Origin of the sequence: Actinoplanes octamycinicus, from assembly GCF_014205225.1 — a bacterium.
GTDB classification, from domain to species: domain Bacteria; phylum Actinomycetota; class Actinomycetes; order Mycobacteriales; family Micromonosporaceae; genus Actinoplanes; species Actinoplanes octamycinicus.
In genome coordinates, this window is sequence record NZ_JACHNB010000001.1 from 1,395,492 (window position 1) to 1,421,113 (window position 25,622).

26 protein-coding genes are annotated in these 25,622 nt (G+C 72.0%); 4 read left to right on the top strand and 22 right to left on the bottom strand.

Annotated elements, in window-relative coordinates:
• Position 1 precedes the first annotated feature (1 nt).
• Positions 2-898 (top strand): iron-sulfur binding domain-containing protein, encoded by an 897-nt coding sequence (locus tag BJY16_RS06225; protein ID WP_185038155.1) that lies wholly within the window; start codon positions 2-4, stop codon positions 896-898.
• A gap of 31 nt (positions 899-929) precedes the next feature.
• Here BJY16_RS06225 and BJY16_RS06230 read toward each other — a convergent pair whose 3' ends face one another.
• From BJY16_RS06230 to BJY16_RS06285, 12 genes are all read right to left on the bottom strand, one after another.
• Positions 930-1,493 (bottom strand): DUF4291 domain-containing protein, encoded by a 564-nt coding sequence (locus BJY16_RS06230; protein ID WP_185038156.1) that lies wholly within the window; start codon positions 1,491-1,493, stop codon positions 930-932.
• A 17-nt stretch (positions 1,494-1,510) separates the two neighbouring features.
• Complete coding sequence (locus BJY16_RS06235) at positions 1,511-2,035, bottom strand: hypothetical protein (protein ID WP_185038157.1); 525 nt, start codon at positions 2,033-2,035, stop codon at positions 1,511-1,513.
• 119 nt (positions 2,036-2,154) lie between these two features.
• A complete protein-coding gene (locus BJY16_RS06240) occupies positions 2,155-4,677 on the bottom strand; it encodes an ATP-dependent Clp protease ATP-binding subunit (protein ID WP_185038158.1) in 2,523 nt (840 codons plus the stop codon).
• Positions 4,678-5,006: 329 nt separating this feature from the next.
• Complete coding sequence (locus BJY16_RS06245) at positions 5,007-5,363, bottom strand: histone-like nucleoid-structuring protein Lsr2 (RefSeq protein ID WP_185038159.1); 357 nt, start codon at positions 5,361-5,363, stop codon at positions 5,007-5,009.
• Between the two features lie 104 nt (positions 5,364-5,467).
• Entirely contained in the window at positions 5,468-6,976 is a 1,509-nt protein-coding gene (lysS, locus tag BJY16_RS06250) for a lysine--tRNA ligase (RefSeq protein WP_185038160.1), read from the bottom strand.
• Positions 6,977-7,033: 57 nt separating this feature from the next.
• The gene (locus tag BJY16_RS06255) at positions 7,034-7,792 is read right to left on the bottom strand and encodes a type III pantothenate kinase (protein WP_185038161.1); all 759 of its coding nucleotides are present in this window, start codon (positions 7,790-7,792) and stop codon (positions 7,034-7,036) included.
• 31 nt (positions 7,793-7,823) lie between these two features.
• Positions 7,824-8,681, bottom strand: coding sequence for a carboxylating nicotinate-nucleotide diphosphorylase (gene nadC, locus BJY16_RS06260; RefSeq protein ID WP_185038162.1), 858 nt, complete (start codon positions 8,679-8,681; stop codon positions 7,824-7,826).
• Positions 8,678-10,324 carry an L-aspartate oxidase gene (locus BJY16_RS06265; protein ID WP_185038163.1) on the bottom strand — a complete coding sequence of 549 codons (1,647 nt, stop codon included), beginning with the start codon at positions 10,322-10,324 and terminating at the stop codon, positions 8,678-8,680. Before BJY16_RS06265 ends, nadC begins: the two co-directional genes overlap by 4 nt.
• A 62-nt stretch (positions 10,325-10,386) precedes the next feature.
• Positions 10,387-11,325 carry a septum formation family protein gene (locus BJY16_RS06270; protein WP_185038164.1) on the bottom strand — a complete coding sequence of 313 codons (939 nt, stop codon included), beginning with the start codon at positions 11,323-11,325 and terminating at the stop codon, positions 10,387-10,389.
• Between the two features lie 94 nt (positions 11,326-11,419).
• The gene (gene panD / locus BJY16_RS06275) at positions 11,420-11,848 is read right to left on the bottom strand and encodes an aspartate 1-decarboxylase (RefSeq protein WP_185038165.1); all 429 of its coding nucleotides are present in this window, start codon (positions 11,846-11,848) and stop codon (positions 11,420-11,422) included.
• Positions 11,848-12,678 carry a pantoate--beta-alanine ligase gene (gene panC, locus BJY16_RS06280; protein WP_185038166.1) on the bottom strand — a complete coding sequence of 277 codons (831 nt, stop codon included), beginning with the start codon at positions 12,676-12,678 and terminating at the stop codon, positions 11,848-11,850. The genes panD and panC overlap by 1 nt, the downstream gene beginning before the upstream one ends.
• Positions 12,675-13,532: a Rossmann-like and DUF2520 domain-containing protein gene (locus BJY16_RS06285; RefSeq protein WP_185038167.1), complete on the bottom strand. Its 858-nt coding sequence runs from the start codon at positions 13,530-13,532 to the stop codon at positions 12,675-12,677. The genes panC and BJY16_RS06285 overlap by 4 nt, the downstream gene beginning before the upstream one ends.
• A gap of 868 nt (positions 13,533-14,400) precedes the next feature.
• Here BJY16_RS06285 and BJY16_RS06290 point away from each other — a divergent pair.
• The gene (locus tag BJY16_RS06290) at positions 14,401-15,372 is read left to right on the top strand and encodes an SAM-dependent methyltransferase (protein WP_239177464.1); all 972 of its coding nucleotides are present in this window, start codon (positions 14,401-14,403) and stop codon (positions 15,370-15,372) included.
• 405 nt (positions 15,373-15,777) lie between these two features.
• Positions 15,778-16,902, top strand: a complete 1,125-nt coding sequence (locus BJY16_RS06295; protein WP_185046295.1) for an NADH-quinone oxidoreductase subunit D — start codon at positions 15,778-15,780, stop codon at positions 16,900-16,902.
• A 37-nt stretch (positions 16,903-16,939) separates the two neighbouring features.
• Here the strand turns inward: BJY16_RS06295 and BJY16_RS06300 are convergent, their stop codons facing one another.
• From BJY16_RS06300 to BJY16_RS06315, 4 genes are all read right to left on the bottom strand, one after another.
• Entirely contained in the window at positions 16,940-18,322 is a 1,383-nt protein-coding gene (locus BJY16_RS06300; RefSeq protein ID WP_185038168.1) for a hypothetical protein, read from the bottom strand.
• Positions 18,323-18,418: 96 nt separating this feature from the next.
• Positions 18,419-19,423 (bottom strand): glycine betaine ABC transporter substrate-binding protein, encoded by a 1,005-nt coding sequence (locus BJY16_RS06305; RefSeq protein ID WP_185038169.1) that lies wholly within the window; start codon positions 19,421-19,423, stop codon positions 18,419-18,421.
• A gap of 139 nt (positions 19,424-19,562) precedes the next feature.
• Complete coding sequence (locus tag BJY16_RS06310) at positions 19,563-20,279, bottom strand: ABC transporter permease (RefSeq protein ID WP_185038170.1); 717 nt, start codon at positions 20,277-20,279, stop codon at positions 19,563-19,565.
• Positions 20,276-20,998: an ABC transporter permease gene (locus BJY16_RS06315; protein ID WP_185038171.1), complete on the bottom strand. Its 723-nt coding sequence runs from the start codon at positions 20,996-20,998 to the stop codon at positions 20,276-20,278. Before BJY16_RS06315 ends, BJY16_RS06310 begins: the two co-directional genes overlap by 4 nt.
• Here BJY16_RS06315 and BJY16_RS06320 point away from each other — a divergent pair.
• The gene (locus BJY16_RS06320) at positions 20,971-21,972 is read left to right on the top strand and encodes an ABC transporter ATP-binding protein (RefSeq protein WP_185038172.1); all 1,002 of its coding nucleotides are present in this window, start codon (positions 20,971-20,973) and stop codon (positions 21,970-21,972) included. The two genes, BJY16_RS06315 and BJY16_RS06320, sit on opposite strands and share 28 nt — an antisense overlap.
• On the opposite strand, the gene BJY16_RS06325 is transcribed toward BJY16_RS06320, so the two are convergent.
• The 6 genes from BJY16_RS06325 to folB all read right to left on the bottom strand — a co-directional run bounded on the left by BJY16_RS06325 (position 21,973) and on the right by folB (position 25,604).
• A complete protein-coding gene (locus BJY16_RS06325) occupies positions 21,973-22,464 on the bottom strand; it encodes a hypothetical protein (RefSeq protein WP_185038173.1) in 492 nt (163 codons plus the stop codon).
• A 45-nt stretch (positions 22,465-22,509) separates the two neighbouring features.
• Positions 22,510-22,794, bottom strand: a complete 285-nt coding sequence (locus tag BJY16_RS06330; protein ID WP_373873451.1) for a hypothetical protein — start codon at positions 22,792-22,794, stop codon at positions 22,510-22,512.
• Between the two features lie 16 nt (positions 22,795-22,810).
• A complete protein-coding gene (locus tag BJY16_RS06335) occupies positions 22,811-24,055 on the bottom strand; it encodes an ABC transporter permease (RefSeq protein WP_185038175.1) in 1,245 nt (414 codons plus the stop codon).
• A gap of 126 nt (positions 24,056-24,181) precedes the next feature.
• Positions 24,182-24,718 (bottom strand): DUF3180 domain-containing protein, encoded by a 537-nt coding sequence (locus BJY16_RS06340; protein ID WP_239177458.1) that lies wholly within the window; start codon positions 24,716-24,718, stop codon positions 24,182-24,184.
• Positions 24,715-25,242: a 2-amino-4-hydroxy-6-hydroxymethyldihydropteridine diphosphokinase gene (gene folK / locus BJY16_RS06345; RefSeq protein ID WP_185038176.1), complete on the bottom strand. Its 528-nt coding sequence runs from the start codon at positions 25,240-25,242 to the stop codon at positions 24,715-24,717. The genes BJY16_RS06340 and folK overlap by 4 nt, the downstream gene beginning before the upstream one ends.
• Positions 25,239-25,604 carry a dihydroneopterin aldolase gene (gene folB / locus BJY16_RS06350; protein ID WP_185038177.1) on the bottom strand — a complete coding sequence of 122 codons (366 nt, stop codon included), beginning with the start codon at positions 25,602-25,604 and terminating at the stop codon, positions 25,239-25,241. Before folB ends, folK begins: the two co-directional genes overlap by 4 nt.
• Between the last annotated feature and the right edge of the window lie 18 nt (positions 25,605-25,622).

Here is a 25,622-nt window from a genome sequence, read left to right on the forward strand (position 1 = left end):
TATGACTCTCGCCGACGAAGCCATCTCCTGGTACGACGCCAACGCCCGCGATCTCGCGTGGCGGCAACCGGAAACCACCCCTTGGGGTGTCCTGGTCAGTGAGGTGATGCTGCAGCAGACCCCGGTGGTCCGGGTGGAGCCCGCCTGGCGCTCCTGGATGACCCGCTGGCCCACGCCGGCCGATCTCGCCGCCGAGCCGCAGTCCGAGGCGGTCCGGATGTGGGGCCGGCTCGGCTATCCGCGACGGGCGATGCGGCTGCACGCCTGCGCCCAGGCGATCGTCGAACGGCACGGCGGGGTGGTGCCGGACGATCTCGACCAGCTGCTCGCGCTGCCCGGGGTGGGCACCTACACCGCGCGGGCGGTCGCGACCTTCGCGTACGGCCAGCGCCACCCGGTGGTGGACACCAACGTCCGGCGGGTGGTCTGCCGGGCGGTCGAGGGCAAGCCGGACGCCGGCCCGGCGACCACCGCCGCCGACCTGGTCGCGATGGCCGAGCTGCTGCCCGCCGAGCCGGCCCGCGCAGCCCGGGCCAGCATCGCGTTCATGGAGCTCGGCGCGATCGTCTGCACCGCCCGGGCGCCGAAGTGCGGGGTCTGCCCGTTCCACGACGTCTGCGCGTGGCGGCAGACCGGGCTGCCGCTGCCGGAGGGGCCCAGCCGCAAGCCGCAGCGCTACGCCGGCACCGACCGGCAGGTCCGCGGGCTGCTGCTGGAGGTGCTCCGGCACGCCACCGGGCCGGTCCCCCGGCAGCGCCTGGACCTGGTCTGGACCGATCAGGTGCAGCGCGCCCGGGCGCTGGCCGGGCTGGTCGAGGACGGACTGGTGGAGGCGTACGGCGCGGACGACTTCGTGCTGGCCGGGGACGCTCCGCCGGTCGAGCGGCAGATCCTCTGACCCTTTCTCCACATCGACGGCAACTACTTTGTCAGGTGCGGCTGACCGCGGGATAGGGACGCTCGGGCGGGAGCAGCGCGGCCGCCCGGGCGTCGTCGCCCGCGTCCAGGTGCCCGCAGATCTCCCGGACCAGGCCGGTCACGTCGGTGATCCCGGTGATCCACTCGTCGGCGTAGCGGGCCGCCGCCACGCCACCGAGGCCCAGCTGCAACGACCGGTACGGCAGCTCCCGCAGCCGCAGGTCACGCTCCGGGTCCCACTGCACCCGGGTCGGCGCCCGCCTGAGCGCCCGCTGCCAGGCGTCCCGGCTCGGGTACTCGCCACGCTGGTAGCTGCTGTGCACCGCGTTGGTGAGCGCCCACTCGAAGCCCTCGCGGGTGATCGACACCGCGAGCACGTGCTCCTGACCCTCCTTGGTGGCCCAGCCGCAGCGGTACATCATCCACAGGAACGACGGCTTGATCCAGGTCATCCGGTCCCGTTTGAACGGTGGCACGAACCGCCCGGCGGCGACCGCCGGCACCGCGATGGCCGGCGAATATGCCTGGTAGACGGTGATGGTGTGGTCGTCGTAGACCGCCCGGATCTCGTGCATCCGCCCATGATGGGCGATCAGATCTGGTGCAGCCAGGCAATAAAGAAGGCCGCCTCGGCCACCGAGACGACCGCGACCACCGGCAGCACCCACGCCCCGCCCGGCCGGCCCGCCAGCCGGGCCGTCCAGCGCCGGTGCAGCGCCGCGATGCCCGCCAGGCCGGCCAGGCCGACCGCCGCGAGGGCCGCACCGACCAGGAAGTGCACCGTCCAGGCGCCGGCCAGGGTCGGGCCGCCCCACGCGGTGTCGTACGGGCCCGGATCGACCCAGCCGTAGCCGATGCCGCGGACCACGAAGACCAGCACCAAGCCGAGCGGGATCAGCGCGAGGACACCGAGCAGCAGCCCGACCAGCGCGTTGGCCGCCGCCGGACGGAACCGTCCGGGCAGGCCGGCCGGCGGGCCGATCCAGCTCTGCCAGCCGGTGGCGAGCCGGGCCGCGGTCGCCGGCCGACCCAGGACGGCCAGGCCCAGACTGGCGGCGCTCACCACGCCGAGGCCGGAGCTGTAGAACACCGACTGCGCGAGGCGATTCGTCATCATGGATGGAACCTAGGGACCGGCGCGGGCGGCCCACATCACCCCGCGGAACTCATCCCGGCGTAGTACCCGGGTATGAGAAACGGCCCGGCAGAGCCGGGCCGTTTCCTCGTGCTAGCGGGTCACTCCTCGCCGGTGGCCGCGCCGAGGTCGGCCGGCACCGCGTCGGGCACCGCACCCGCCTTCTCGGCGCCGCGGAAGACCAGCTTGGACTTCTCCACGTTGGCCGGGTCGCCCTCGCAGTCCACGACGACGATCTGGCCGGGGCGCAGCTCGTTGAAGAGGATCTGCTCGGACAGGGTGTCCTCCAGCTCGCGCTGGATGGTGCGGCGCAGCGGCCGGGCGCCCAGGACCGGGTCGAAGCCCTTCTTCGCCAGGTACTTCTTGGCGTTGTCGGTCAGCTCGAGGCCCATGTCCTTGTTCTTCAGCTGGGACTCGATGCGCGCGGTGAAGATGTCGACGATCTGCAGGATCTCCTGCTCGCGCAGCTGGTGGAAGACGATCGTGTCGTCGATGCGGTTGAGGAACTCCGGGCGGAAGTGCTGCTTCAGCTCGTCGTTGACCTTGACCTTCATCCGGTCGTAGTTGCTCTCGGTGTCCTCCGAGGCCTGGAAGCCCAGCGAGACCGCCTTGGCCACGTCCCGGGTGCCCAGGTTGGTGGTCAGGATGATCACCGTGTTCTTGAAGTCCACGATGCGGCCCTGGCCGTCGGTCAGCCGGCCGTCCTCCAGGATCTGCAGCAGCGTGTTGAACACGTCCGGGTGGGCCTTCTCGATCTCGTCGAAGAGGACCACGCTGAACGGCTTGCGCCGCACCTTCTCGGTGAGCTGGCCGCCCTCGTCGTAGCCGACGTAGCCGGGAGGGGCACCGACCAGCCGCGACACCGTGTAGCGGTCGTGGAACTCGGACATGTCCAGCTGGATCAGCGCGTCCTCGGAGCCGAACAGGAACTCGGCGAGGGCCTTGGACAGCTCGGTCTTACCGACACCGGACGGGCCGGCGAAGATGAACGAGCCGGACGGCCGCTTCGGGTCCTTCAGACCCGCCCGGGTCCGCCGGATCGCCTTGGAGACCGCCTTGACCGCGTCCTCCTGGCCGATGACGCGCTTGTGCAGCTCGTCCTCCATGCGCAGCAGCCGCGAGGTCTCCTCCTCGGTCAGCTTGTAGACCGGGATGCCGGTCCAGTTGCCCAGGACCTCGGCGATCTGCTCGTCGTCGACCTCGGACACCACGTCCAGGTCGCCGGCCTTCCACTCCTTCTCCCGCTGCGCTTTCTGGCCCAGCAGCTGCTTCTCCTTGTCGCGCAGCTGGGCGGCCCGCTCGAAGTCCTGCGCGTCGATCGCGGACTCCTTGTCGCGGCGGACCTGGGCGATGCGCTCGTCGAAGTCACGGAGGTCCGGCGGCGCGGTCATCCGGCGGATGCGCATCCGGGCGCCGGCCTCGTCGATCAGGTCGATCGCCTTGTCCGGCAGGAACCGGTCGGAGATGTACCGGTCGGCCAGCGTCGCGGCGGCCACCAGGGCGGCGTCGGTGATGCTGATCCGGTGGTGCGCCTCGTAACGGTCGCGGAGGCCCTTGAGGATCTCGATGGTGTGCGCCAGCGACGGCTCGCCGACCTGGATCGGCTGGAAGCGGCGCTCGAGGGCGGCGTCCTTCTCCAGGTGCTTGCGGTACTCGTCGAGGGTGGTGGCGCCGATGGTCTGCAGCTCGCCGCGGGCCAGCATCGGCTTGAGGATCGAGGCGGCGTCGATCGCGCCCTCGGCGGCGCCCGCGCCGACCAGGGTGTGGATCTCGTCGATGAACAGGATGATGTCGCCGCGGGTGCGGATCTCCTTGAGCACCTTCTTCAGGCGCTCCTCGAAGTCACCGCGGTAGCGGGAGCCGGCGACCAGCGCGCCCAGGTCGAGCGTGTAGAGCTGCTTGTCCTTCAGCGTCTCGGGCACCTCGCCCTTGACGATGGACTGGGACAGGCCCTCGACGACGGCGGTCTTGCCGACGCCCGGCTCGCCGATCAGCACCGGGTTGTTCTTGGTCCGGCGGGACAGCACCTGCATGACCCGCTCGATTTCCTTCTCCCGGCCGATGACCGGGTCGAGCTTGCCCTCCCGGGCGGCCTGGGTGAGGTTGCGTCCGAACTGGTCGAGAACCAGCGAAGTGGACGGCGCGGCCTCGCCGGTGGCGGTGCCCGCGGCGGCCGGCTCCTTGCCCTGGTAGCCGGAGAGCAGCTGAATCACCTGCTGGCGGACCCGGTTCAGGTCGGCGCCGAGCTTGACCAGGACCTGGGCGGCGACGCCCTCGCCCTCCCGGATCAGGCCGAGCAGGATGTGCTCGGTGCCGATGTAGTTGTGCCCCAGCTGCAGCGCCTCCCGCAGGGAGAGCTCCAGCACCTTCTTCGCCCGCGGGGTGAACGGGATGTGCCCGCTGGGCGCCTGCTGGCCCTGGCCGATGATCTCCTCGACCTGCTGCCGGACGCCTTCGAGGGAGATGCCCAGGCTCTCCAGAGCCTTGGCGGCGACGCCCTCGCCCTCGTGGATCAGACCCAACAGGATGTGCTCTGTACCGATGTAGTTGTGGTTGAGCATCCGGGCCTCTTCTTGGGCCAGGACGACAACCCGTCGCGCTCGGTCGGTGAACCGCTCGAACATGCCCTCGTGCTCCTCACGTGCCGTGCGCCAATGCTGAGCCTGTCTCAACAGCTGGCGGGGCCAGCGCACGGGCATCGGTGATACCCGTGCAGTAACTCTATCGCCGCCGGGAGGATCCGCTGGGCCCTCGCAGCCCCTCGAAACGATCCGCGACGTTGATTTAGCCAACTTCGCACGCTCAGCGGCTGTTCCCCCACCCGAACGTGTACGCGGACAGCGAAATCCCCGCGGTCCACAGCCTGTGGACAACCCGCCGGTGCCTGTGGATAACGGTACGGGAAGCACGGAGAGGGCGTACCGATGATCGGTACGCCCTCTCCGGGTGGAACTCAGGCCCGGCCGGGGCCCTTCGAGTGGTACTCGTCGACGATCTCCTGCGGGATGCGCCCGCGGTCGGAGATGTCGTAACCGGCCTTCTTGGCCCACTCCCGAATCGCCTTGTTCTGCTCCCGGTCGGCCGCCGCGCCGCCCCGGCCACGCGCCGCGCGGCCACCGACGACCACACCGCCGCGGGCCACCTTGGTACCGGCGCTCAGGTAGGGAGCGAAGACCTCCCGCAATTCCGCGGCGTTCTTCTCCGAGAGGTCGATCTCGTACTGAATACCGTCGAGAGCGAACTTCACTGTCTCGTCGGCTTCGGTGCCGTCGATGTCATCGACCAGCTTGTGAATGATCTGCTTGGCCACGCGCCGTTATCCTCCCGAACACAGGTTCTCTCCCACGCAATGGGAGAACAATAACGCCAGGGGGACATCGCCCGTCAATGGCGGGGGCAGATAATTGACGTCGGCTACTCTGCCCGGACCAACGGGAAGAGGATCGTTTCCCGAATGCCCAGGCCGGTGAGCGCCATCAACAGCCGGTCGATTCCCATTCCCATGCCACCGGTCGGCGGCATTCCGTACTCCATGGCCCGGAGGAAATCCTCGTCGAGCTGCATGGCCTCGGCGTCACCGCCGGCGGCCAGCAGCGACTGGGCGTGCAGCCGGTCCCGCTGGACGACCGGGTCGACCAGCTCGGAATAGGCGGTGGCCAGCTCGAAACCGCCGACGTACAGGTCCCACTTCTCGGTCAGGCCGGGCGTCTCGCGGTGCGCGGCGGTCAGCGGGGCGGTCTCCTCCGGGTAGTCCCGGACGAATGTCGGCGCCTGCAGGGTGTGCTGCACCAGGTGCTCGAAAAGCTCCTCGGCCAGCTTTCCGGCGCTCCACTTCGGGTCGACGCCGAGCTGGACCTTCTCCGCGTACCGCTGCAATTGGGCCAGGTCGGTCTGGATGGTGACCTCCTCGCCGAGCGCCTCGGAGATCGCGCCGAACAGGGTGATCTGCTTCCACTCGCCGCCCAGGTCGAGCTCGGTGCCGTCGTAGTGGGTGACCACGTGCGAGCCGGAGACCGCCTGCGCCGCCTCCTGAATCCACTCCCGCACCTGGACCTGCATCACGTTGTAGTCGGCATACGCCTGATACGCCTCGAGCATGGCGAACTCCGGAGAGTGGGTGGAGTCCATACCCTCATTACGGAAGTTCCTGTTGATCTCGAAGACCCGGTCGATGCCGCCGACCACCGCGCGCTTCAAAAACAGTTCCGGCGCGATCCGCAGATAAAGATCGGTATCCAACGCGTTGCTGTGCGTCACAAACGGACGAGCGGTCGCGCCACCGTGCAGCAACTGCAACATCGGCGTTTCCACCTCGAGATAATTGCGGCGGAACAGCGACTCACGGAGGCTACGCACCACGGTCGCGCGAGTACGCACGGTGTCCCTGGCCTGCGGCCGGACGATCAGATCGACATAGCGCTGCCGGACCCGGGTCTCCTCGGAAAGCGGCTTGTGCGCGACCGGGAGCGGGCGCAGCGCCTTGGCGCTCATCGACCAGGAATCGGCGAGCACGGACAGCTCGCCGCGCCGGCTGGTGATCACCTCACCGGTGACCGCGACCAGGTCGCCCAGGTCGACCAGGCGCTTCCAGTCGTCCAGCCGCTCGGCGCCGACCTTGTCCAGGGAGAGCATCGCCTGCAGCTCGGTGCCGTCGCCCTCGCGCAGGGTCACGAAGCAGAGCTTGCCACCGTTCCGGATGAAGATCACCCGGCCGGTCACGCTGACCTGGTCGCCGGTGGCGGTGTCGGTCGGCAGCTCGGCGTACTGCTTGCGGATCTCGGCCAGGGTGATGGTCCGGGGAACCGTGACCGGGTAGGGCGCGACGCCCTTGGCCAGCAGCTGGTCCCGCTTCGCCCGGCGGACCTTCATCTGCTCGGGTAGGTCGTCTGCGGGGTCAGTCACTGGCGCGTTCTGCTCGGTCACGGCACGTCTTCCTGTGGGAGAAGCGGGAAAGGTCCTGGAAAGCCTACTCAGCCGGGTTCAGACGTTCCGCTCATATACCATCCGGAGCCCGATCAGCGTGATCATCGGCTCGTGCGCGGTCAGCGTGCGGCACTCGTCCTTCACCAGCCAGGCCAGCCCACCGGTGGCGATCACCGCGCGGACCGGGCCGATCTCCTCGATCATCCGCTCGACGATCCGGTCCACCTGGCCGCCGAAACCGTAGTAGAGCCCGGCCTGCAGGCACTCCACGGTGTTCTTGCCGATCACCGAGCGCGGCTTGGTCGGCTCCACCTTGCGCAGCTGGGCGGCGCGGGCGGCGAGCGCGTCGAAGGAGATCTCGATGCCCGGGGCGAAGGCGCCGCCGAGGAACTCGCCCTTCGCGCTGATCAGGTCGAAGTTCGTGGTGGTGCCGAAGTCGACCACGATCGACGGCCCGCCGTAGAGGGCGTGCGCGGCCAGCGTGTTCACCACCCGGTCGGCGCCCACCTCCTTGGGGTTGTCGATGGCCAGCTGCACCCCGGTCTTCACGCCCGGCTCGACGATCACGCTGGGCACGTCGCCGTAGTAGCGCTTGAGCATCGTGCGCAGGTTGCGCAGCGCGGCCGGCACCGTGGAGCAGGCCGCCACCCCGGTGATCTCGACCGCGTCCCCGGCCAGCAGGCCGCGGAACATCAGGCCGAGCTCGTCCGCGGTCGAGTTGGCGTCGGTCTTGATCCGCCAGTTGTGCACCAGCTTGTCACCGTCGAAGGTGGCCAGCACGGTGTTGGTGTTGCCGATGTCAATGCAGAGCAGCACGGATAACCCCTAGGTCGTACGGGCGTCGCGGTCAGCGGGGTCGCAGATCCAGCGCGATGTCCAAGATCGGTGAGGAGTGTGTCAGCCCGCCGACCGAAAGGTAATCCACGCCGGTCGCCGCGTACGCCGCGGCGGTGGCCAGCGTCAGGTTCCCGGTGGCCTCCAGCTCGGCCCGCCCGCCGATCGCCGCCACCACCTCGGTGAGCAGCTCCGGCGTCATGTTGTCGCAGAGCAGGAAGCCGGCGCCGGCCTCCACCGCCTCCCGAGCCTCGGCCAGCGTGGTCACCTCGACCTGCACGTCCACGTCCGGGAACGTCTCCCGGACCAGCCGGTACGCCGCGGTGATGCTGCCGGCCGCCAGCTTGTGGTTGTCCTTGATCATGGCGACGTCGTACAGCCCCATCCGCTTGTTGGTGCCGCCGCCGACCCGGACCGCGTACTTCTCCAGCGACCGCAGCCCGGGCGTGGTCTTGCGGGTGTCCAGCACCGTCGCCTTGCTGCCGGCCAGCTGGTCGGCCCACTTGCGGGTGTGGGTGGCCACCCCGGACAGCCGGCTGATCAGGTTCAGCGCGGTGCGCTCGGCGGTGAGCAACGCCCGGGTCGGCCCGGTCACCACGGCCAGCACCTCGCCCCGGGTCACCCGGTCGCCCTCGCCGGTGATCTGCCGGAACTCGGCGTGCCCCTGCGAGGTCACCGCGAAGACCTCGGCGGCCACCGGCAGCCCGGCCACCACGCCGTCGGCCCGGGCCACCAGCTCGGCGGTGTCCACCTGCTCGGCCGGGATGGTCGCCTCGCTGGTCACGTCGCGGGGCGGCGTGCCGAGGTCCTCGGCCAGCGCGGTGAGCACGGTCCGCTGGACCTCCGCGAAGTCCAACCCGAAGTCGATCACGCCATCTCCTGGAAGTCTTGGGTCATGCTGCCGTCGGAAGCAATGGAGTCGAGCAGGTGGCCGCGCCACTCGTCGGCCGCGGTCGGGTAGTCCTCACGCCAGTGGCAGCCGCGGGTCTCCCGGCGGCTGCGCGCCGACGCGACCAGCGCGGCGGAGACGGTGAGCAGGTTGGTCGCCTCCCACGCCGCGGTGTTCGGCGTGGAGCGGGACTCGGCCAGCCGGGACAGCTCCTTGGCGGCGGTGTCCAGCGAGTCGGCCGAGCGCAGCACCCCGGCGCCCCGGGTCATGGCGCGCTGCACCTCGGCGCGGATCGCCGGGTCGGCCACCCAGGCCGGGGTCAGGTTCATCCGCACCGGGTCGGCCTGGGCCGGCAGGTCACGGCCGATGTCGTCGGCGATCCGCTTGGCGAAGACCAGACCCTCCAGCAGCGAGTTGCTGGCCAGCCGGTTGGCGCCGTGCACGCCGGTGCAGGCCACCTCGCCGCAGGCGTACAGCCCCGGGATGGTGGTGCGGCCGTGCAGGTCGGTGCGGACGCCGCCGGAGGCGTAGTGCGCGGCCGGCGCGACCGGGATCAGCTCGGTGGCCGGGTCCACCCCGGCGCTCCGGGTGGAAGCCATGATGGTCGGGAAGCGGTGCTCCAGGAACTCCCGGCCCAGGTGCCGGGCGTCCAGGTAGACGTGGTCCGCCCCGGTCGCCCGCAGCACCCGGTAGATGCCCTTGGCGACCACGTCGCGCGGGGCCAGCTCGGCCAGCTCGTGCTGGCCGACCATGAACCGCTCCCCGTTCTCGTCGACCAGGTACGCGCCCTCGCCGCGCAGCGCCTCGGAGATCAGCGGCCGCTGCACCGAGGTGAGCCCCGCGGTCACGAACGACGTCGGGTGGAACTGGACGAACTCCACGTCGGTCACCTCGGCGCCGGCCCGCAGCGCGAGCGCCACGCCGTCGCCGGTGGAGACCGACGGGTTCGTGGTGGACGAGAATATCTGCCCCATCCCGCCGGTGGCCAGCACCACCGCGCGGGCCAGGATCGCGCCGACCCCGTCCTCCGAGCCCTCGCCCAGCACGTGCAGAGTGATCCCGCAGGCCCGGCCGTCGGCGGCCCGCAGCAGGTCGAGCACCAGGGCGTGCTCGACCAGCCGGATCCACGGGTCGCGGCGGACCGCGGCGTGCAGGGCGCGCTGCACCTCGGCGCCGGTCGCGTCGCCGCCGGCGTGCACGATCCGGTCCGCCCGGTGGCCGCCCTCGCGGGTCAGCATCAGCGAGCCGTCCGGGTTGCGGTCGAACTCGGCGCCCCGGCGGATCAGCTCGCGGACCCGGGCCGGACCCTCCTCGACCAGCGCTTTCACCGCTTCCGGGTCGCACAGCCCGACGCCGGCGATCTCGGTGTCGTAGGCATGCGCCTGCGGCGTGTCCAGCGGGTCGAGCACCGCGGCGATCCCGCCCTGCGCCCAGCGCGTGGAGCCGTCGTCGATGTTGACCTTGGTGACCACCGTGACGTGCAGGCCCTGCTCGCGCAGGTGCAGAGCGGCGGTCAGCCCGGCGATGCCGGACCCGACCACCACCACGTCGGTGGTCTCGGTCCAGCCCGGCTCGGCAGCGGCGAGCCGGCGCGGCAGGGCCGGCAGATCCGCGAGAGGTGACATGGGTGTCAGTACACTCCGCCCCCGCGCACCCGTCACGCCGGGGGCACCATCAGTGGTCACCGTTACTTGTACTGGACTGGCAGGGACGTGGCCCCCTTGCCCTTCAGCGACGAGGTCAGCTCGGCCCCGTCCAGCCACAGATAGCAGCGCACGCCGCGGTCGCCCTGGGCCCAGACGTCGGTGTTGCCCGGCAGCGAGACCACGCCGGTGCGGTACTGGAGGTTCTTGTCGTCCGGCACGCCGGTGTACGCGGACACCACGGTCCGGCAGCCGTCGTGGAACTCCTCCCAGGCGGCGTCGCCCTTCGGGTACGAGGCGTCGTCCGGCGCGTCCCACACCCCGGTGAACTCGGCGTTGTGCTTGTCCGAGCAGGCGGCCGGCGGCATCGTGTCGATGGCGCCGCTGTCGTCCAGCTTGATCGCGTAACAGCCGAGCGCCAGGTCGGAGTTCGCCGCCGCGAGCGCCCCGCGCAGGCTGCCCTGCCGCTCGACCAGCGCGCCGTTGTCCTCGATCGAGTCCAGCTCGACCACGTCGCAACGGAACCAGCGGGCCCCGCCGGACCAGGCCGCCGGGGACGGGTGGGTGACCCCGATCCAGAGCCGTCCGGTACGCCAGGGCGCCCCGACGTACGCCGTGGTCTTCTCGTCGCAGGTCCGGTATGCCGCCCGCGCCCCGGTCGAGGTCTCGGCCGGCGGCTGCTCGGCGTCCGCGGCCGTGCCGGTGTAGGTCCCGACGTGGACCGTCTCGGTGCGGTGCTGCACCGAGCAGGCCACCTCCTCGTAGGTGGCCCGGGGCCCGGTCGCCGCGAAGTTGGCCAGGTGGCAGGTGCCGGCCGCCGGCTCGAAACCGGTCGCCGGGGCCATCGCGCCCCAGTCGTTGGTGAGGTCCCCGTCGACGTTGCCGGGGTTACCGCAGCCGGCCGCGACGAGCAGCATCACACCCAGCGTGGCTGCCAGGTCGAAGCCGAGGCCCGGGCCCGGTCGGGCACGCCAGTGTCGCATGAAGGACCCTCCCACACGCCGCCAATGTCCGATTTATCGATCATATGGTGATCGGACCGGTTCATCGGCGGCGTTCGGGAAAGTCACCCTAAGATCAACGGGCGGACAGCGTCAGATCTCCCCGCACCAGGTCATCCGCCATGCCCGCGACCGCCTCGGCCGGGTCCGTGCCCAGCTCGATCACCCGGTTGTCCGCGTCCACGTGCACCACCCGCGGCTGGTACTCGCGCGCCTCGGTGTTGTCCATCTGCCCGTAGGAGATCAGGATGACCAGGTCACCCGGGTGCACCAGGTGCGCGGCGGCACCGTTGATGCCGATCACGCCGCTGCCCCGCTCGCCCGGGATCACGTAGGTCTCCAGCCGCGCCCCGTTGGTCACGTCGACGATCGCCACCTGCTCACCGGGCAGCAGATCGGCCGCCTCCATCAGGTCGAGGTCGACGGTCACCGAGCCCACGTAGTGCAGGTCGGCCTGCGTCACGGTGGCCCGGTGAATCTTCGACTTCAGCATGGTGCGGAGCATCAGGCTTCCTTCCGGAGAACGATCGGGACGTTGTCGATCAGACGGGTGGCGCCGACCTTGGCGGCCACCAGCAGGCGGGCCGGGCCGTCATCCGGGACGGCGCCCAGATCCGGTCCGGTCAGTTCGAGGTAGTCGACGCGTACGCCGGGCTCCTCCGTCAGAATCTTCCCGGCGGCGGCCAGGACCGCCGCGGGATCGGCGTGCGTCGCGCCCTCGCGCAACGCGCGAGACAGGGCCAGAGCGGACTTCCGCTCCTCCGGCGACAGATACCGGTTGCGGCTGCTGAGCGCCAGACCGTCGCTTTCCCGTACGGTCGGCACGCCCACGATCTCGACGCCCAGCTCCAGGTCCACCACCATCCGGCGGATCAGCGCCAGCTGCTGGAAGTCCTTCTCCCCGAAGTAGGCGACGTCCGCCCGGGTCAGCCGGATCAGCTTCTCCACCACGGTGAGCATCCCGGAGAAGTGGCCGGGGCGGCTCGCGCCCTCCAGGATCCCGCCGAGCGGCCCCGGGTTCATCGTGATCGACGGCGCGCCACCCGGGTAGACGTCGTCCCGGCCCGGCGCGAAGACCACCGCGGCGCCCTCGGCCCGGCACGCCTCCAGGTCGGCCTCCAGCGTCCGCGGATACTTCTCGAAGTCCTCGCTCGGGCCGAACTGCAGCGGATTCACGAAGATCGTCACGACCACGAACGCGGACCGCTCCCGGGCCACCCGGATCAGCTGCCGGTGCCCCTCGTGCAGCGCGCCCATGGTCATCACGACCGCGATCTCCGCTTGGTCCGGGAGCGCGGCGGCCAACTCGGCGCGAGTGTTCACAACCTGGGTCACGCGGGGCTCCCGACATCGGCTCGATCCAGAATCTCCAGCAGACCCGTGGCGTCCTGCGGGCGCAGTCGCCCGGCCGCGAGGGCCCGGTCCGCGGTGCGCCGGGCAAGCGCGAGATAGGCCGGCACCGCCTGCGCCGGGATCCGGGCCAGGTGCTTGGCCACCGTGCCGGCGTCGCCGCGGGACACCGGCCCGGTCAGCGCGGCGTCCCCCATCCGCAGCGCGTTGTCCAGCGCCGCGGTCAGCAGCGGCCGGAGCACCCGGTCGGGCTGCTCCACCCCGGCCGCGCGCAGCGTGTCAGCCGCCTCGTTGACCAGCGTGACCAGGTGATTGGCGCCATGCGCGAGAGCCGCGTGGTAGACCGGCCGGGCATCCTCGGCGATCCACTCCGGCGCGCCACCCAGATCGGCGACCAGCCGGGTGGCGAACGCCCGATCCCGGGTGGTCACCCCCCAGGCGATGCCCGGCAGCCGGGCCAGGTCGGAGTCCGCACCGGTGAAGGTCATCGCGGGATGCAGGGCCATGCCGTTCACATCGCCCAGAACGTCGAGTCCATGAGCCCCGGAGGTGTGCGCCACGATCTGCCCCGGCCGCAGCGCCCCGGTGCGGTCCAGCCCGGCGACCACACTCCGCAGCGCGTCGTCCGGCACGGCGAGCAGCAGCAGATCGGCGGCGGCCCGGGCGACCTCGTCGGCGGGCAGGATCGCGGCCCCCGGCAGCAGGCGCGCGGCCCGCTCCCGCGACCCCGCGGAGACAGCGGCCGCGGCGACCACCCGGTGCCCGGCCCGCTGCAACGCCGCACCCAGCACCGCGCCCACCCGCCCGGCGCCGACAACGCCGACGGTCAATACGTTCATCAGATCCAGTCCTCATGTCGGGGTACCGGTCGAGCGCCAGTATGCGCCGTCTTAACACGCCCGTAGCAACCGCCTGTGAACAACCGCACCGGCGACGCCTCCCCCGTTCGGCGGAGGCCGCCCGACGCTGAGTGCCCGACCAACGCTGCGTGCCAGATCACGCCCGGCGGATCGGTTCCCGGTCATCCACAGTCCGGCCTCGTCCACAACCCGCCCCACCCGATCATGAAATCCCCGCCACACTGTCTTGCGGGGGCTCCCCCAGGGAAGGGCGGGGTCTGACGATCTTGCGGTTCGTTCTTCGTGATCTTGCGTTCTGCCTGCTGACTGCGATGCGGTGGGTTCGCGGTCTGCGGGGAGCCGGTCGCGACCGCGAGTTGAGGTCGGCCGATCGGGACCGTCAGCCGAACGGCGACCGACCGACACCATGAGCCGACGGCCGGCCAGTCGCGACCGCGAGTTGAGGTCGGCCGATCGGGACCGTCAGCCGAACGGCGACCGACCGACACCACAAGCCGACGGCCGGCCAGTCGCGACCGCGAGCTGAGGTCGGCCGATCGGGACCGTCAGCCGAACGGCGACCGACCGACACCACAAGCCGACGGCCGGCCAGTCGCGACCGCGAGCTGAGGTCGGCCGATCGGGACCGTCAGCCGAACGGCGACCGACCGACACCACAAGCCGACGGCCGGCCAGTCGCGACCGCGAGCTGAGGTCGGCCGATCGGGACCGTCAGCCGAACGGCGACCGACCGACACCACAAGCCGACGGCCGGCCGGCCGAGACCACGGACTTCGTCACGGCGCCGGGTGGTCGGGCATGGTCGCCGCCGGGTGGTCGGGTGGGGCGGGCTTAGGCTGGCGGCGTGGTGGGGATCGGGTGGCGGCTGGCCATGCAGTCCGCGCTCTATGGGCCGGACGGGTTCTTCGTCCGGCCGCGGTCCGGGCCGGCCGATCATTTCCGGACGAGTGTGCATGCTTCGCCGCTGTTTGCCGGAGCCCTGGTTCGGCTTGCCGAGCGGGTGGACGCGGCGCTGGGGCGGCCGGCGGCGTTCGATCTGGTGGACGTCGGGGCCGGGCGCGGGGAGCTGCTCAGCGCGGTGTGCGCGATGCTGCCCGCCGGGCTGGCCGGGCGGGTGCGGCCGGTGGCGGTGGAGATGGCGCCGCGGCCGGACGGGCTGAATCCGGGGATCCGCTGGCGGCGGGACGTGCCGGAGGTGGTGACCGGGCTGCTGGTGGCGACCGAGTGGCTGGACAACGTTCCGCTCGACGTCCTGGAGTCCGACGAGCACGGGCGGCTGCGGAAGGTGCTGGTCGACCGGCACACCGGCGCGGAGACGCTGGGCGGGGCGGCGGATCCGGCGGAGGTGTTCTGGGCGGCCCGGTGGTGGCCGGGGCCGGGGCGGGTGGAGATCGGGGCGCCCCGGGACGCGGCCTGGGCGGAAGCGGTCAGCCGGGTGCGGCGGGGTGCGGCGCTGTGTGTCGACTACGGGCATCGCCGGGACGAGCGGCCGCTGATCGGGAGTCTGGCGGGGTTCCGGGACGGGCGGCAGGTGGCGCCGGTGCCGGACGGGAGCTGTGACGTAACGGCGCACGTCGCGATCGACGCGGTGGCGAGCGCGAGCGGTCTTCGGTACGAGTTGGTGCGCCAGCGTGCGGCCCTGCACGCGCTCGGGGTCAGCGGTGCGCGACCACCGCTCGCCCTGGCCGGCAGCGATCCGGCGGCCTACCTGCGGGCGCTCTCGTCGGCCGGGGCGGCCGCCGAGCTGACCTCGTCCACCGGCCTCGGCGACCACTGGTGGCTGTGGCACCCGATCGGCATCGACCTGCCGCTCACCTGAGCGCCCCGCAGCAGCGAGCACGGGTCACCGGAACACGTGCCGCGGCCGTAGAGGGCAGCGACTCGCGCGCGAAGACCCGGAACAAGCGCTACGGCCGTAGACGGCAGCGACTCGCCCGCGAAGACCCGGAACAAGCGCCACGGCCGTAGACGGCAGCGACTCGCGCGCGGAGAGCCGGAACGCGCGCTGCGGCCGTTGGCAGCAGCGGCCCGCGCGTAGCGAGCACAGACTCACCCGGGACCGCGCGCAGCGGTCCGGAGCGGTGGCGGCTCGGCGCCGGTGGTCACGGCGGGCGCGCGGTACCCGTACCGAAAAAGGATCCGGGGTCGGAAACGGGTCTGCCTGGGCCGGAGCCGGGAGCCGGGGACGTGCGACGATGCGGGGGTGACGGACGCGCTGCGCGAGATGACCGTGGGGACCGGGGCCGGGCTCGAGACGGCGGACATGGTGCTGAACATCGGGCCGCAGCATCCGTCGACGCACGGCGTGCTGCGGCTCAAGCTGACCCTGGACGGGGAGCGGGTGGTCGCCTGCGACCCGGTGGTGGGCTACATGCATCGCGGCGCGGAGAAGCTGTTCGAGGTGCGCGACTACCGGCAGATCATCATGCTGGCGAACCGGCATGACTGGCTGTCGGCGTTCTCCAACGAGCTCGGCGTGGTGCTCGCGGTCGAGCGGCTGATGGGGATCGAGGTGCCGGAGCGGGCGGTCTGGCTGCGGATGGCGCTGGCCGAGCTGAACCGGGTGCTGAACCATCTGATGTTCCTCGGCTCCTACCCGCTGGAGATCGGCGCGATCACCCCGATGTTCTACGCGTTCCGCGAGCGGGAGACGCTGCAGGCGGTGATGGAGGAGGTCTCCGGCGGCCGGATCCACTACATGTTCAACCGGGTCGGCGGGCTGAAGGAGGAGGTCCCGGCCGGCTGGACGAAACGGGCCCGGCAGGCGGTCGGCGCGGTCCGGCGGCGGATGCCGGACCTGGCCGGCGTGATCCACAAGAACGACATCTTCCTGGCCCGGACCGTCGGGGTCGGCGTGCTGTCGGCGGCGGACGCCGCCGCCTTCGGCGCCTCCGGGCCGGTGGCGCGGGCGAGCGGTCTGGATTTCGACGTACGCCGGGACGAGCCGTACCTGTTCTACGACCAGCTCGACGTGCCCGTGGTGACCCGGACGGCCGGTGACTGCCACGCCCGGTTCGAGATGCTGCTGGAGCAGGTGTACGTGTCGCTCGACCTGATCGAGCAGTGCCTGGACCGGGTGGAGCGGATCAGCGGCCCGGTCAACGTGCGGCTGCCCAAGGTGGTGAAGGCGCCGGAGGGGCACACCTACGCGTGGACCGAGAACCCGCTCGGGGTGAACGGCTACTACCTGGTGTCCCGCGGCGAGAAGACGCCGTGGCGGCTGAAGCTGCGGACCGCGTCCTACGCGAACGTGCAGGCCCTGGCCACGCTGATCCCGGGCTGCCTGGTGCCGGACCTGATCGCGATCCTCGGGTCGATGTTCTTCGTGGTCGGCGACATCGACAAGTGACCGCTGCCGGGCCGGGCGGCCCGGCAGCGTCCGAGGGTCACCAGTTGCTCTGCGCCGGGGCGTCGCCGCGGTACCCGGGCATGTTGGCGAAGTCGGCCAGCGAGCCGACGTTGGTGTCGTTGGCGGACGGGCGGTGGCGGCGGGCCTTGTACTGGGCCGGGTCGCCGTACTGGCCGGGGTCGCCGCCGGCGGGCGGGAAGCCGCCGCTGTCCGCCTCGTAGCCGTGGTCCGGGCCGTAGCCGTAACCGTTGTGGTCGGCGTAGCCGGTCTCGTCGGCGTAGCCGTTGTCGTCGGTGTAGCCGTTGGCCGGGTCGGCGTAACCACCGGCCGCGGCGTAGTCGTCGTGCGGGCCGGGATAGCCGTCGGCCGGGCCCTCCGGGCGGCCGTAGGTGGGGCCGGGGCGGACGGAGGCGGAGGCGCGAGCCGGGGCGGCCGGGACCGGGGCGTGGCCGCCGGAACCGTAGACCGGGCCGCCGGCCGGAACGGAAGCGACGCCGGGCATCGCGGCCGGACCCGACTGGGGCGCGACGGCGACGCGGGCGGCGCCGGACGCCGGGGCGGGAACAGAGGCCGCGCCGCGCTGGCGGGGCATCGGGCCGCTGGGCACCGCGGCCGCGCCGACCGAGGCAGAACCGGCGGCCGGGGCGCCGACCGGGGCCGCGCCTGAGGCGGGGACGGCGGCGGAGGCGCGACCGGCCGGGGCGCTCGGGGACATCGGGCGGGCGCTGCCGGCGACCACGGCACGGCCACCGGCGGGCCGGGCGGGCTCCTCGTAGTACTCACCGGCCGGCTGGTCCGGGTAGCCCGGCTCGGCGTCGTACCCGTCCGGGCCGTAGCCGGCCGGGTCGTCGAAGCCCGGCTGGTCCGGGAACGCCGGCGGGCCGGCGAATCCGGACCGGTCGTCGTAGCCCTGCTGGTTGTCGAAGTCGGGCTGGTCGGCGAAGTCGGGCTGATCGGCGAAGAAGCCGCCGCCCGGACCGGCGGCCGGGGCGAAGTCCGGCGCGTGCTCAGCGCCGCGACCCGGCTGCGGACCGTAACCGCCGCCGGGGGCGCCCGCTGCGGCCCGCACCGGCGCGGCCGGCTTGCGCGGGGTCAGCGGCGGCCGGTTCGGATCCGGCCCGGCCGGCGCGGCGACCCGCCCGGAGAGCTCGGCCAGCAACTGCCCGCGGAGGTTTTCCATCTCCTCGGCGACGCGGTCCTCGACGTCCATCCGGAGCAGCACCGGATCGGTGCGGATCAGCACCGACGCGCCGATCAGCACGACGCTGACCGCGATCAGCAGCACCGCGAACCGCACCGAGTTCGAATTCCCGCCGAGCAGCACGACGGCGGCCGCGAGCGGGGCGAGAATCACGCCCGCCCAGACGAGGCCGCGGAGCAGGCGTGCGCTGTGTCCCGCTTGGGAGTCCCGTTCCGGCATGGGCGCTGATGTTACCGAGAGTGCGTCCGGGACGAAACGGCCGAACGCCGGGTGGCATACACCGACCCGGCGTTCAGCACATCCGTCGACCAGTCGTCAGCCGGCGGCCAGGGCGCCGTCCGAGCTGAAGACCAGGCCCACCGAGATGGTGCCCTGCTTCAGCGCGTTCTTGGTGAGCGGGCCGCCCGCGTCCAGCGTGTCGAACCGGCCGGCCTGGAAGTTGTAGACCTCGACCAGGCCCTGCTGGCACTTCGGCCGCTGCGGGCACTCGGCCGGGCCGCCCAGCACGGTGGCCGTGCCGGAGCACTTGCTCGCCAGGTCGGAGAGGGTGGTCAGACCATACTTCTGGGCGAACGCGGTGGAGACCGCGAACGCGTTCTGGTCCTGCGCCGCGCTGGCCTTGCCGAAGACCAGGCCGCGCTTCTCGCCCAGGGCGGTCAGGCCGGCCACGGTGGCGTCCAGGTCGGGCGAGGACGGGTCCTTGGCGTCCTTGCCGTCGACCTTGCCGGCCAGGAAGTAGGCCAGGGTCGCGGCGTACTCCGGGACGACCTGGATGTCGCCCTTCTCCAGGGCCGGCTCGTACAGCTCGCGGTTGCCGATCTGCTGCACCTTGACGGTGTAGCCGGCGGCGGTGAGGACGATGCTGTAGAGCTCGCCGAGGGTGGCGCTCTCGGCGAAGTTGGCCGCGCCGACGGTGATGGCGCCGCCCTTGCCCTTGGTGATGCCGGCGGTCAGGTTGTTCGCCGTGGCGAACTCCTGGGCGGCGGCCTTGGACGACTTGCGGTCGATGTCGACCGCCTTGTTCAGCTCGATCAGCTTGGTCGTGTCGAGCGCCGCGGAGACCTTGTCCAGGGCGGCGATCAGCTCGGGCGTGGACGCCTTCTTGTTGATCGCGGGGATGACGTTGTCGGTGTTCTGCAGTTTCTTGTCGTCGGTGAGGACGACCAGCTTGTCGCCGGCGACCGGGGCGCAGCCCTGACCACCCGCCGCCGCGGCCGACGGGGGCGCCTCGGTGCCGGAGGACCCGGCCTCGCCACAACCGGCAAGGACGACGACGGCCGCGGCTAGAGCGCCGGCCGTACGAAAAATGTTGTGCCGCATTACTGCCGCCTTATGTGTCCCGGCGCTGCCCGGATGGCGACGCCGCGTGTCCGACGGGCAGCCGAATTGCGATGCCCGCTGTTGCTCTTGTCATTCCTACTCTTCGGGTATGACAAGATCAGCTTTTGAGGCCGGAGCGTTATGGGGTGGTTACCGTCACAGCGCTCCGGCGGCGCTTGCGCACCCGTAGCGCAGGTGGCGTGACCAGGCGCTGGACCAGTGCCAGCACCCCCTCGACGAGAAGTGCGAGCAACGCCACGGCGAGGCCGCCCGCGACGATCTGGCCGCCGCCGCCGTTGCTCATCCCGATCCCGAACCCGGCGCTGATGATCTGCCCCAGCCCGCCGCCGTTGACCAGCGCGGCCAGCGCCGCGGTCGCCACCACCTGGACCGCCGCGGTGCGCAGCCCGGCGGCCAGATAGGGCACCGACAGCGGCAGCTCCACCTGGCGCAGCAGCTGCCCGCCGGACAGGCCCATGCCGCGGGCCGCCTCCCGGGTCTCCGGGTCGACCGAGCGGATCCCGGTGTACGCGTTGGCCAGCAGCGGCGGCACCGCGAAGACGGCCAGGGCCACCACGACCGGCGGCTTGCCGAACCCGAGCGGGGTCAGCGGCAGGATGGTGAGCAGGGCCAGGGTCGGGATGGCCAGGGTCAGGTTGGCGGCGGTGACCACCGGACCGCCGCCCTTGCCGCGGTGCCCCAGCCAGATGCCCAGCGGCCAGCCGATCACGCAGCCGAGCAGCACCGCCCAGGCACTGATCACCAGGTGCTCGATCAGCCGGTCCAGCAGGCCGCCCGGGTTGGTCCAGTTCAGCGGGTCGTTGAGCCAGGTGATGCCCTCGCCGAAGTAGCTCACGCGGCCCGCCCCCGGGCCCACGGGGTGAGCAGCCGGCCGACCCCGGACAGCGCCAGGTCGAGGACCAGGGCCAGCCCGACGCAGAGCACCGTGCCGGTCATGATCTCGGCCTTGTAGAAGTTGTTCCGGAACCCGCCGAGGATCAGGTCGCCGAGCCCGCCCTGGCCGATCAGCGAGCCGACCGTGACCAGCGCCACCGTCGAGACGGTGGCCAGGCGCAGGCCGGTCAGGATGCCGGGCAGCGCCAGCGGCAGCTCGACCCGCCAGAGCCGGCCGAACCGGCCGTACCCCATCCCGGTCGCCGCCTCGATGACCTCGGCCGGGACCTGGGTGAGCCCGGCCAGCGAGTTGCGGACCAGGACCAGCAGCGCGTACAGCACCAGGGCGATCAGGACCGAGGTGGTGCTGGTGGTGCCGACCAGCGGGGCCAGCAGGGAGAGCAGCGCCAGCGACGGGATCGTGTAGAGAATGCCGGAGAGTGCGAGAATCGGCGCGGTCAGCGGTCTGATCCAGTAGGCGACGACCGCGAGCGGCACCGCGACCAGCAGCGCGATCAGCACGGTCTGCGCGGTCAGCCCGGCGTGGAAGCGCAGGGCGGTGCCGATCGCGTCGGCGTTCTCGGTGACGTACCGCCAGGAGAACCACGGATTCCCCGGGCCGTCATCGGCGGGTGCGGCCACCGGCGTCAGCGATGCCGGGCCCCAGGACAGGAGAGACATACGTGGACGCTACCGCGGCATCGATCACCCTGGCGGACGTCGGCAAGGTGTACCCGGACGGCACGGTCGCCGTCGCGGACTTCAGCCTGGAGGTGCGGGCCGGCGAGCTGGTCGTGCTGATCGGCGCTTCCGGCTCCGGCAAGTCGACCATCCTCCGCATGATCAACCGGCTGATCGAGCCGACCCGCGGGGAGATCACCATCGACGGCCGCAACGTCCTGAAGCAGGACCCGGTGCAGCTGCGCCGGCAGATCGGCTACGTGATCCAGAACGTCGGCCTGTTCCCGCACCAGACCGTCCGGGCCAACGTCGGCACGGTGGCGAAACTGCTGGGCTGGGACCGCAAGCGGATCGGCGCGCGGGCCGACGAGCTGCTCGACCTGGTCGGTCTCGACCCGGCCCGGTACGGCAAGCGCTACCCGCACGAGCTTTCCGGCGGTCAGCGGCAGCGGGTCGGGGTGGCCCGGGCGCTCGCCGCGGACCCGCTGGTGCTGCTGATGGACGAGCCGTTCTCGGCGGTCGACCCGATCGTCCGGGCCCGGCTGCAGGAGGAGTTCCTGCGCCTGCAGGCCGCGGTGCGCAAGACGATCGTGCTGGTCACCCACGACATCGACGAGGCGGTCCGGATGGGCGACCGGATCGCGGTGCTGGCCGAGGGCGGCCGGCTGCTGCAGTACGCGACGCCGGCCGAGCTGCTCAGCCGGCCGGCCTCCGCGGAGGTGCGCGACTTCGTCGGCGCCGACCGGGGCATCCGCCGGCTCGCGGTGACCCCGGTCCGCGAGGTGATGGCCGCGCTGGACGGCGCGGCCCGCGACGGGCTGCCCACGGTGGACGCGGCGGCGACGCTGCACGACGCGCTGGCCGTGATGCTCACCGACGACGCCGCCACGGTGCTGGTGACGGAGAACGGCCGCCCGGTCGGTCAGGTGACCCGGACGGCCGTCTTCGAGACACCGGCGGAAACCGCCGTCTGATCACCTGGTGCCGCGCCAGCCGCCGAGGCTGGCCAGGCCGACGATCCAGCCGACGAAGAGGCCGTACTGGGCGCCGCTGCCGGCCGCCCGGAACGCGCCGAGCAGCGACGGGTTGGTCAGGAAGAGGGTGGCGAGCAGGGCGGCGAACCCGCCCGCGAAGATGTACGCGGCCCAGCCGGCGAAGAACTGGCTGATCGTGCCCCGGGCCCGGGCCAGCTGCGAGCCGGGCAGCAGGACCAGGAAGAGCAGGGTCAGCACGACGACCAGGATCGCCTTGAGGTCGCCGACCACCACGTCGCGCAGTGAGTCGGAGCTGTCGAACTGCCAGGCCGGCCAGTGCAGCAGCCGCAGCCACCAGCCGCCGGCGGTGTTCTCGCTGGTGTTGTCGACGACCCAGTCCCCGTACCAGGGACTGCCGAAGACCAGGACGAGTATGAGCGCGGCAAGAGTGCCCGCACCGGGTGCGGTCTTGTACCGATTTCCGAGAGCCATGGCCCGGCTATTTCCCTGCCGGGCCGCGCTCTCAAACGATGGCCGTCACTGCCTGCTGAGATAGTCGATGAACGCGGCCCGCAGCAGCGGCTCCTGCTCACCCAGGTCGCGGCCCTCCAGCTCACGCCAGAGCGCGACCGCCTCGTCCACGGTCGGGCCGATCGAGTTGGGCGCGCCGTCCAGCGTGGCGGCCCGGTCGGCGTCCGGCAGGTGCTTGAGCACCGACCAGAAGAACCGGACGTCGTGCTTCTCGCGGGCCTTGGCGAAGGCGCGCTCGCGCAGCTCGTCGGTGGGCAGGGCGTCCAGTTCGGCGAAGCCGGGCATGGTCATGCCGGAAAGCATACGGTCAGCGGGTGGCGGTCCAGGGCCCGTCGTCCCAACGGTCGCTGCGGGCCGGCGGGGCGGCCGGGGTGTTCCAGGTCTCCGGCAGGGTCGGCGACCAGTTGCTCAGGCCGCTGGACGGCGCCGCGTTCCAGTCCGCCGCCTTGGCCGCGGTGGCCAGCCGCCCGTACGACTCGACGATCCGGGTGGCGACCAGGCCGGCCGCGAACACCGTGCCGGCGATCGCGAACAGCGCGATGTCCAGCTCCGTGCGGGTCTGGTAGTCCAGGAAGACGGTCAGCGCCGTGACCGCGAAGAGCGTGCCGAAGATGCCGCCGCGCCGGCCGTACGCGCTGGTCCCGCCGAGCAGCGCCAGGCCCAGGCCGATCCCGGTCCACTCCAGGCCGGTACCGGGCTGGATCGGGCCGGCCGACTGACCGGCCATGATCACCCCGGCGCCGGCCGCGAAGACCGAAGAGACGATCAGGGCGAGCAGCACCGGCAGCACCACCGCGGGGCCGCGCCGGCCGGCCGGGTCGCCGACCGGGCGCATCCGGCCGAAGAACCGGCGCACCGGGCCGATCGCGCCCAGCCCGCCACCCAGCACCGCCAGGATCGCGAACCCACCGAACAGCAGGAACGCCCGGTCGCTCGGCTCCCAGGTGCCCTGCACCGCGACCGCGCCGACCCGGAGCTGGTCGAAGGTGATCACCCCGAACGCGGCGGCCAGGGTGGCCGCCCAGCCGGGCACGTGCAGCACCAGGATCAGCAGACCGACGACCAGGCCACCGGCCGCCGCGATGATCAGGGCCGGCACCAGTGCCTGGGCCAGGCCCTTGTCCCCGTTCTCGGCGAACTGGAACTCGGCGGCCAGCACGATCGGGCCGATCGCCAGGTTCGGCACGCCGGCCCGCAGGGACAGCCCGGCGCCGAGCGTGATCAGGCCGATCGCGGCGCCGGTGACCAGCAGGGCGTCCAGCGCGGGGCGCTGCACCGCGGCGGCGTCCTCGCGCCAGAGCAGGAAGCCGAGCACCGCGGCGACCACCAGCAGGACCACCTCCCAGCCGAGGTGGACGCCGAGCCGGTCGCGGCCGTCGTCGGTGGCGGCCGGAGCGGCGGGGGCGGGCGGGGCGCTCACCGGGGCGCGCAACGACTGGTCGAGGGTGCCGCCGGCGGTGTCGTCGAACTGGACCCGGCGCCGGTACGCCGCCGGATCCGACTCGCCGGCGCTCCCGCCCGGCTGCCGGGTCGTCGTGTCGTCGTACGCCATGGTCCGCGCCTCCTTACGCCTCCACCAGCGGTTCGAGGCGCACGCTACTCCGGGTCAGGTCCCCCGCTGCAGAGGATACGGATACGGGACGGCCACAGTTCAGAACCCTTAGAGCGGTGGCACGCGTCAGCGCCGGCCGGTCGGCCGGTCCGAGTCGTCGTCCTTGTGATCGGGCTGCTCCGGGACCCGGCAGGACCGCTCCAGCCAGAGCGCGGCGCCGATCAGAGCGACCGAGGCGACCAGCGTCGTGGCCACGGTCGGCACGTCCGACTTGGCGGCTTCGCTGAACTCTTTCAGCACCAGCCAGGCCAGCACCCCGGCGGAGAAGCCCGCGGTGAGCGAGCCGACCAGGGAGGACGCCTTGGCGAGCGCGACATAACGGGCGACCAGCAGCGGCTCGACCCGGGGCGCGCCGGGTTTGCGCTGGATCCGGGCGCTGGTGTTCTGCGCCAGGTAGCCCTCGGTGACGGCGAGCGCGACCAGCACCACCGCCGCCGTCCACGGGAGCGGGGTGAGCTTGTAGAACAGCTGGTTGTAGCCGAGCAGCAGCCAGCCCAGGGCGGCGCCGATCAGCGCGGCCAGGACCAGCGCCGAGACGCTGGTCGGGTGCAGCGACGGATCGGTCCGGCGTCCGTGGGGGGAACCGTCGGGGTTGGCGCTCACGCCATCGACTCTAGCGACAGATCCGGACGTGCCGTCACTCCGGCGACGTCGGCGGCGAGTTCGGGCGCGCCGAGCAGATCGGTCAGCCGGCCGTGCCCGGGCAGCTCGCCGGCCGGCTCCACGTCCTGCCACGGGCGCAGCACGAAGGCGCGCAGGTGGGCGCGCGGGTGCGGCAGGATCAGCTCCGGGTCGGCGCTGGTCACCGGCCGCCCGCCGGCGTCCCACACGGCGATCACGTCGACGTCCAGGGTGCGCGGCCCGAAGCGGCGCTCCGGATCGCGCTCGCGCCCCTCGGCCGCCTCACAGGCCCGGGCCCGCTCCAGCCAGGCACGCGGGCCGGTCGCGGCATCCTCGACCAGGACCACGGCATTGAGGTACGACGGTTGCTCGGTGTCCCCCCACGGAGGGGTCTCGTAGACCTCGGAGACCCGCCGGACGGCACCGCCGAGCAGGGTCACCGCGGCCTGCAGGTGGGCGAGCCGGTCGCCCAGGTTGCTGCCGAGCGAGAGGACGGCCCGGCTCACGATGCCCGGGCCCGGCGCAGGGTGACCGCCACGTCGGCGAACTCGTGCGGGATCGGGGCCTGCGGCTTGTGCACGGTGACCTCGGCGGCGGCCACCCGCGGGTCGGCCAGGCAGACGTCGAGCAGCCGGTCGGCGAGCCGCTCCAGCAGGTTGACCGGCTCGCCGGTGAGCACCTCGACCAGGGCGGTGGCCAGCTCGCCGTAGTGCACCGTGTCGGCCACGTCGTCGGTTTCGGCGGCCCGGCTCAGGTCCAGGTCGAGCCGGACGTCGACGACGAAGTCCTGACCCTGCTCGCGCTCGAAGTCGTAGACGCCGTGCCGGCCGCGGGCGCGCAGCCCGGTCAGCGTGATCTGTCCGGTCACCCGGTTCCCCCTGCAACT

Excerpts from the sequence above, each read along its gene's own strand:
- BJY16_RS06225 (WP_185038155.1), top strand. The coding sequence starts at position 2 with ATGACTCTCGCCGACGAAGCCATCTCCTGGTACGACGCCAACGCCCGC.
- BJY16_RS06230 (WP_185038156.1), bottom strand. The coding sequence starts at position 1,493 with ATGCACGAGATCCGGGCGGTCTACGACGACCACACCATCACCGTCTAC.
- BJY16_RS06235 (WP_185038157.1), bottom strand. The coding sequence starts at position 2,035 with ATGATGACGAATCGCCTCGCGCAGTCGGTGTTCTACAGCTCCGGCCTC.
- BJY16_RS06240 (WP_185038158.1), bottom strand. The coding sequence starts at position 4,677 with ATGTTCGAGCGGTTCACCGACCGAGCGCGACGGGTTGTCGTCCTGGCC.
- BJY16_RS06265 (WP_185038163.1), bottom strand. The coding sequence starts at position 10,324 with ATGTCACCTCTCGCGGATCTGCCGGCCCTGCCGCGCCGGCTCGCCGCT.
- BJY16_RS06270 (WP_185038164.1), bottom strand. The coding sequence starts at position 11,325 with ATGCGACACTGGCGTGCCCGACCGGGCCCGGGCCTCGGCTTCGACCTG.
- panD (WP_185038165.1), bottom strand. The coding sequence starts at position 11,848 with ATGCTCCGCACCATGCTGAAGTCGAAGATTCACCGGGCCACCGTGACG.
- BJY16_RS06285 (WP_185038167.1), bottom strand. The coding sequence starts at position 13,532 with ATGAACGTATTGACCGTCGGCGTTGTCGGCGCCGGGCGGGTGGGCGCG.
- BJY16_RS06295 (WP_185046295.1), top strand. The coding sequence starts at position 15,778 with ATGACCGTGGGGACCGGGGCCGGGCTCGAGACGGCGGACATGGTGCTG.
- BJY16_RS06300 (WP_185038168.1), bottom strand. The coding sequence starts at position 18,322 with ATGCCGGAACGGGACTCCCAAGCGGGACACAGCGCACGCCTGCTCCGC.
- BJY16_RS06305 (WP_185038169.1), bottom strand. The coding sequence starts at position 19,423 with ATGCGGCACAACATTTTTCGTACGGCCGGCGCTCTAGCCGCGGCCGTC.
- BJY16_RS06320 (WP_185038172.1), top strand. The coding sequence starts at position 20,971 with ATGCCGGGCCCCAGGACAGGAGAGACATACGTGGACGCTACCGCGGCA.
- BJY16_RS06315 (WP_185038171.1), bottom strand. The coding sequence starts at position 20,998 with ATGTCTCTCCTGTCCTGGGGCCCGGCATCGCTGACGCCGGTGGCCGCA.
- BJY16_RS06325 (WP_185038173.1), bottom strand. The coding sequence starts at position 22,464 with ATGGCTCTCGGAAATCGGTACAAGACCGCACCCGGTGCGGGCACTCTT.
- BJY16_RS06330 (WP_373873451.1), bottom strand. The coding sequence starts at position 22,794 with ATGACCATGCCCGGCTTCGCCGAACTGGACGCCCTGCCCACCGACGAG.
- BJY16_RS06335 (WP_185038175.1), bottom strand. The coding sequence starts at position 24,055 with ATGGCGTACGACGACACGACGACCCGGCAGCCGGGCGGGAGCGCCGGC.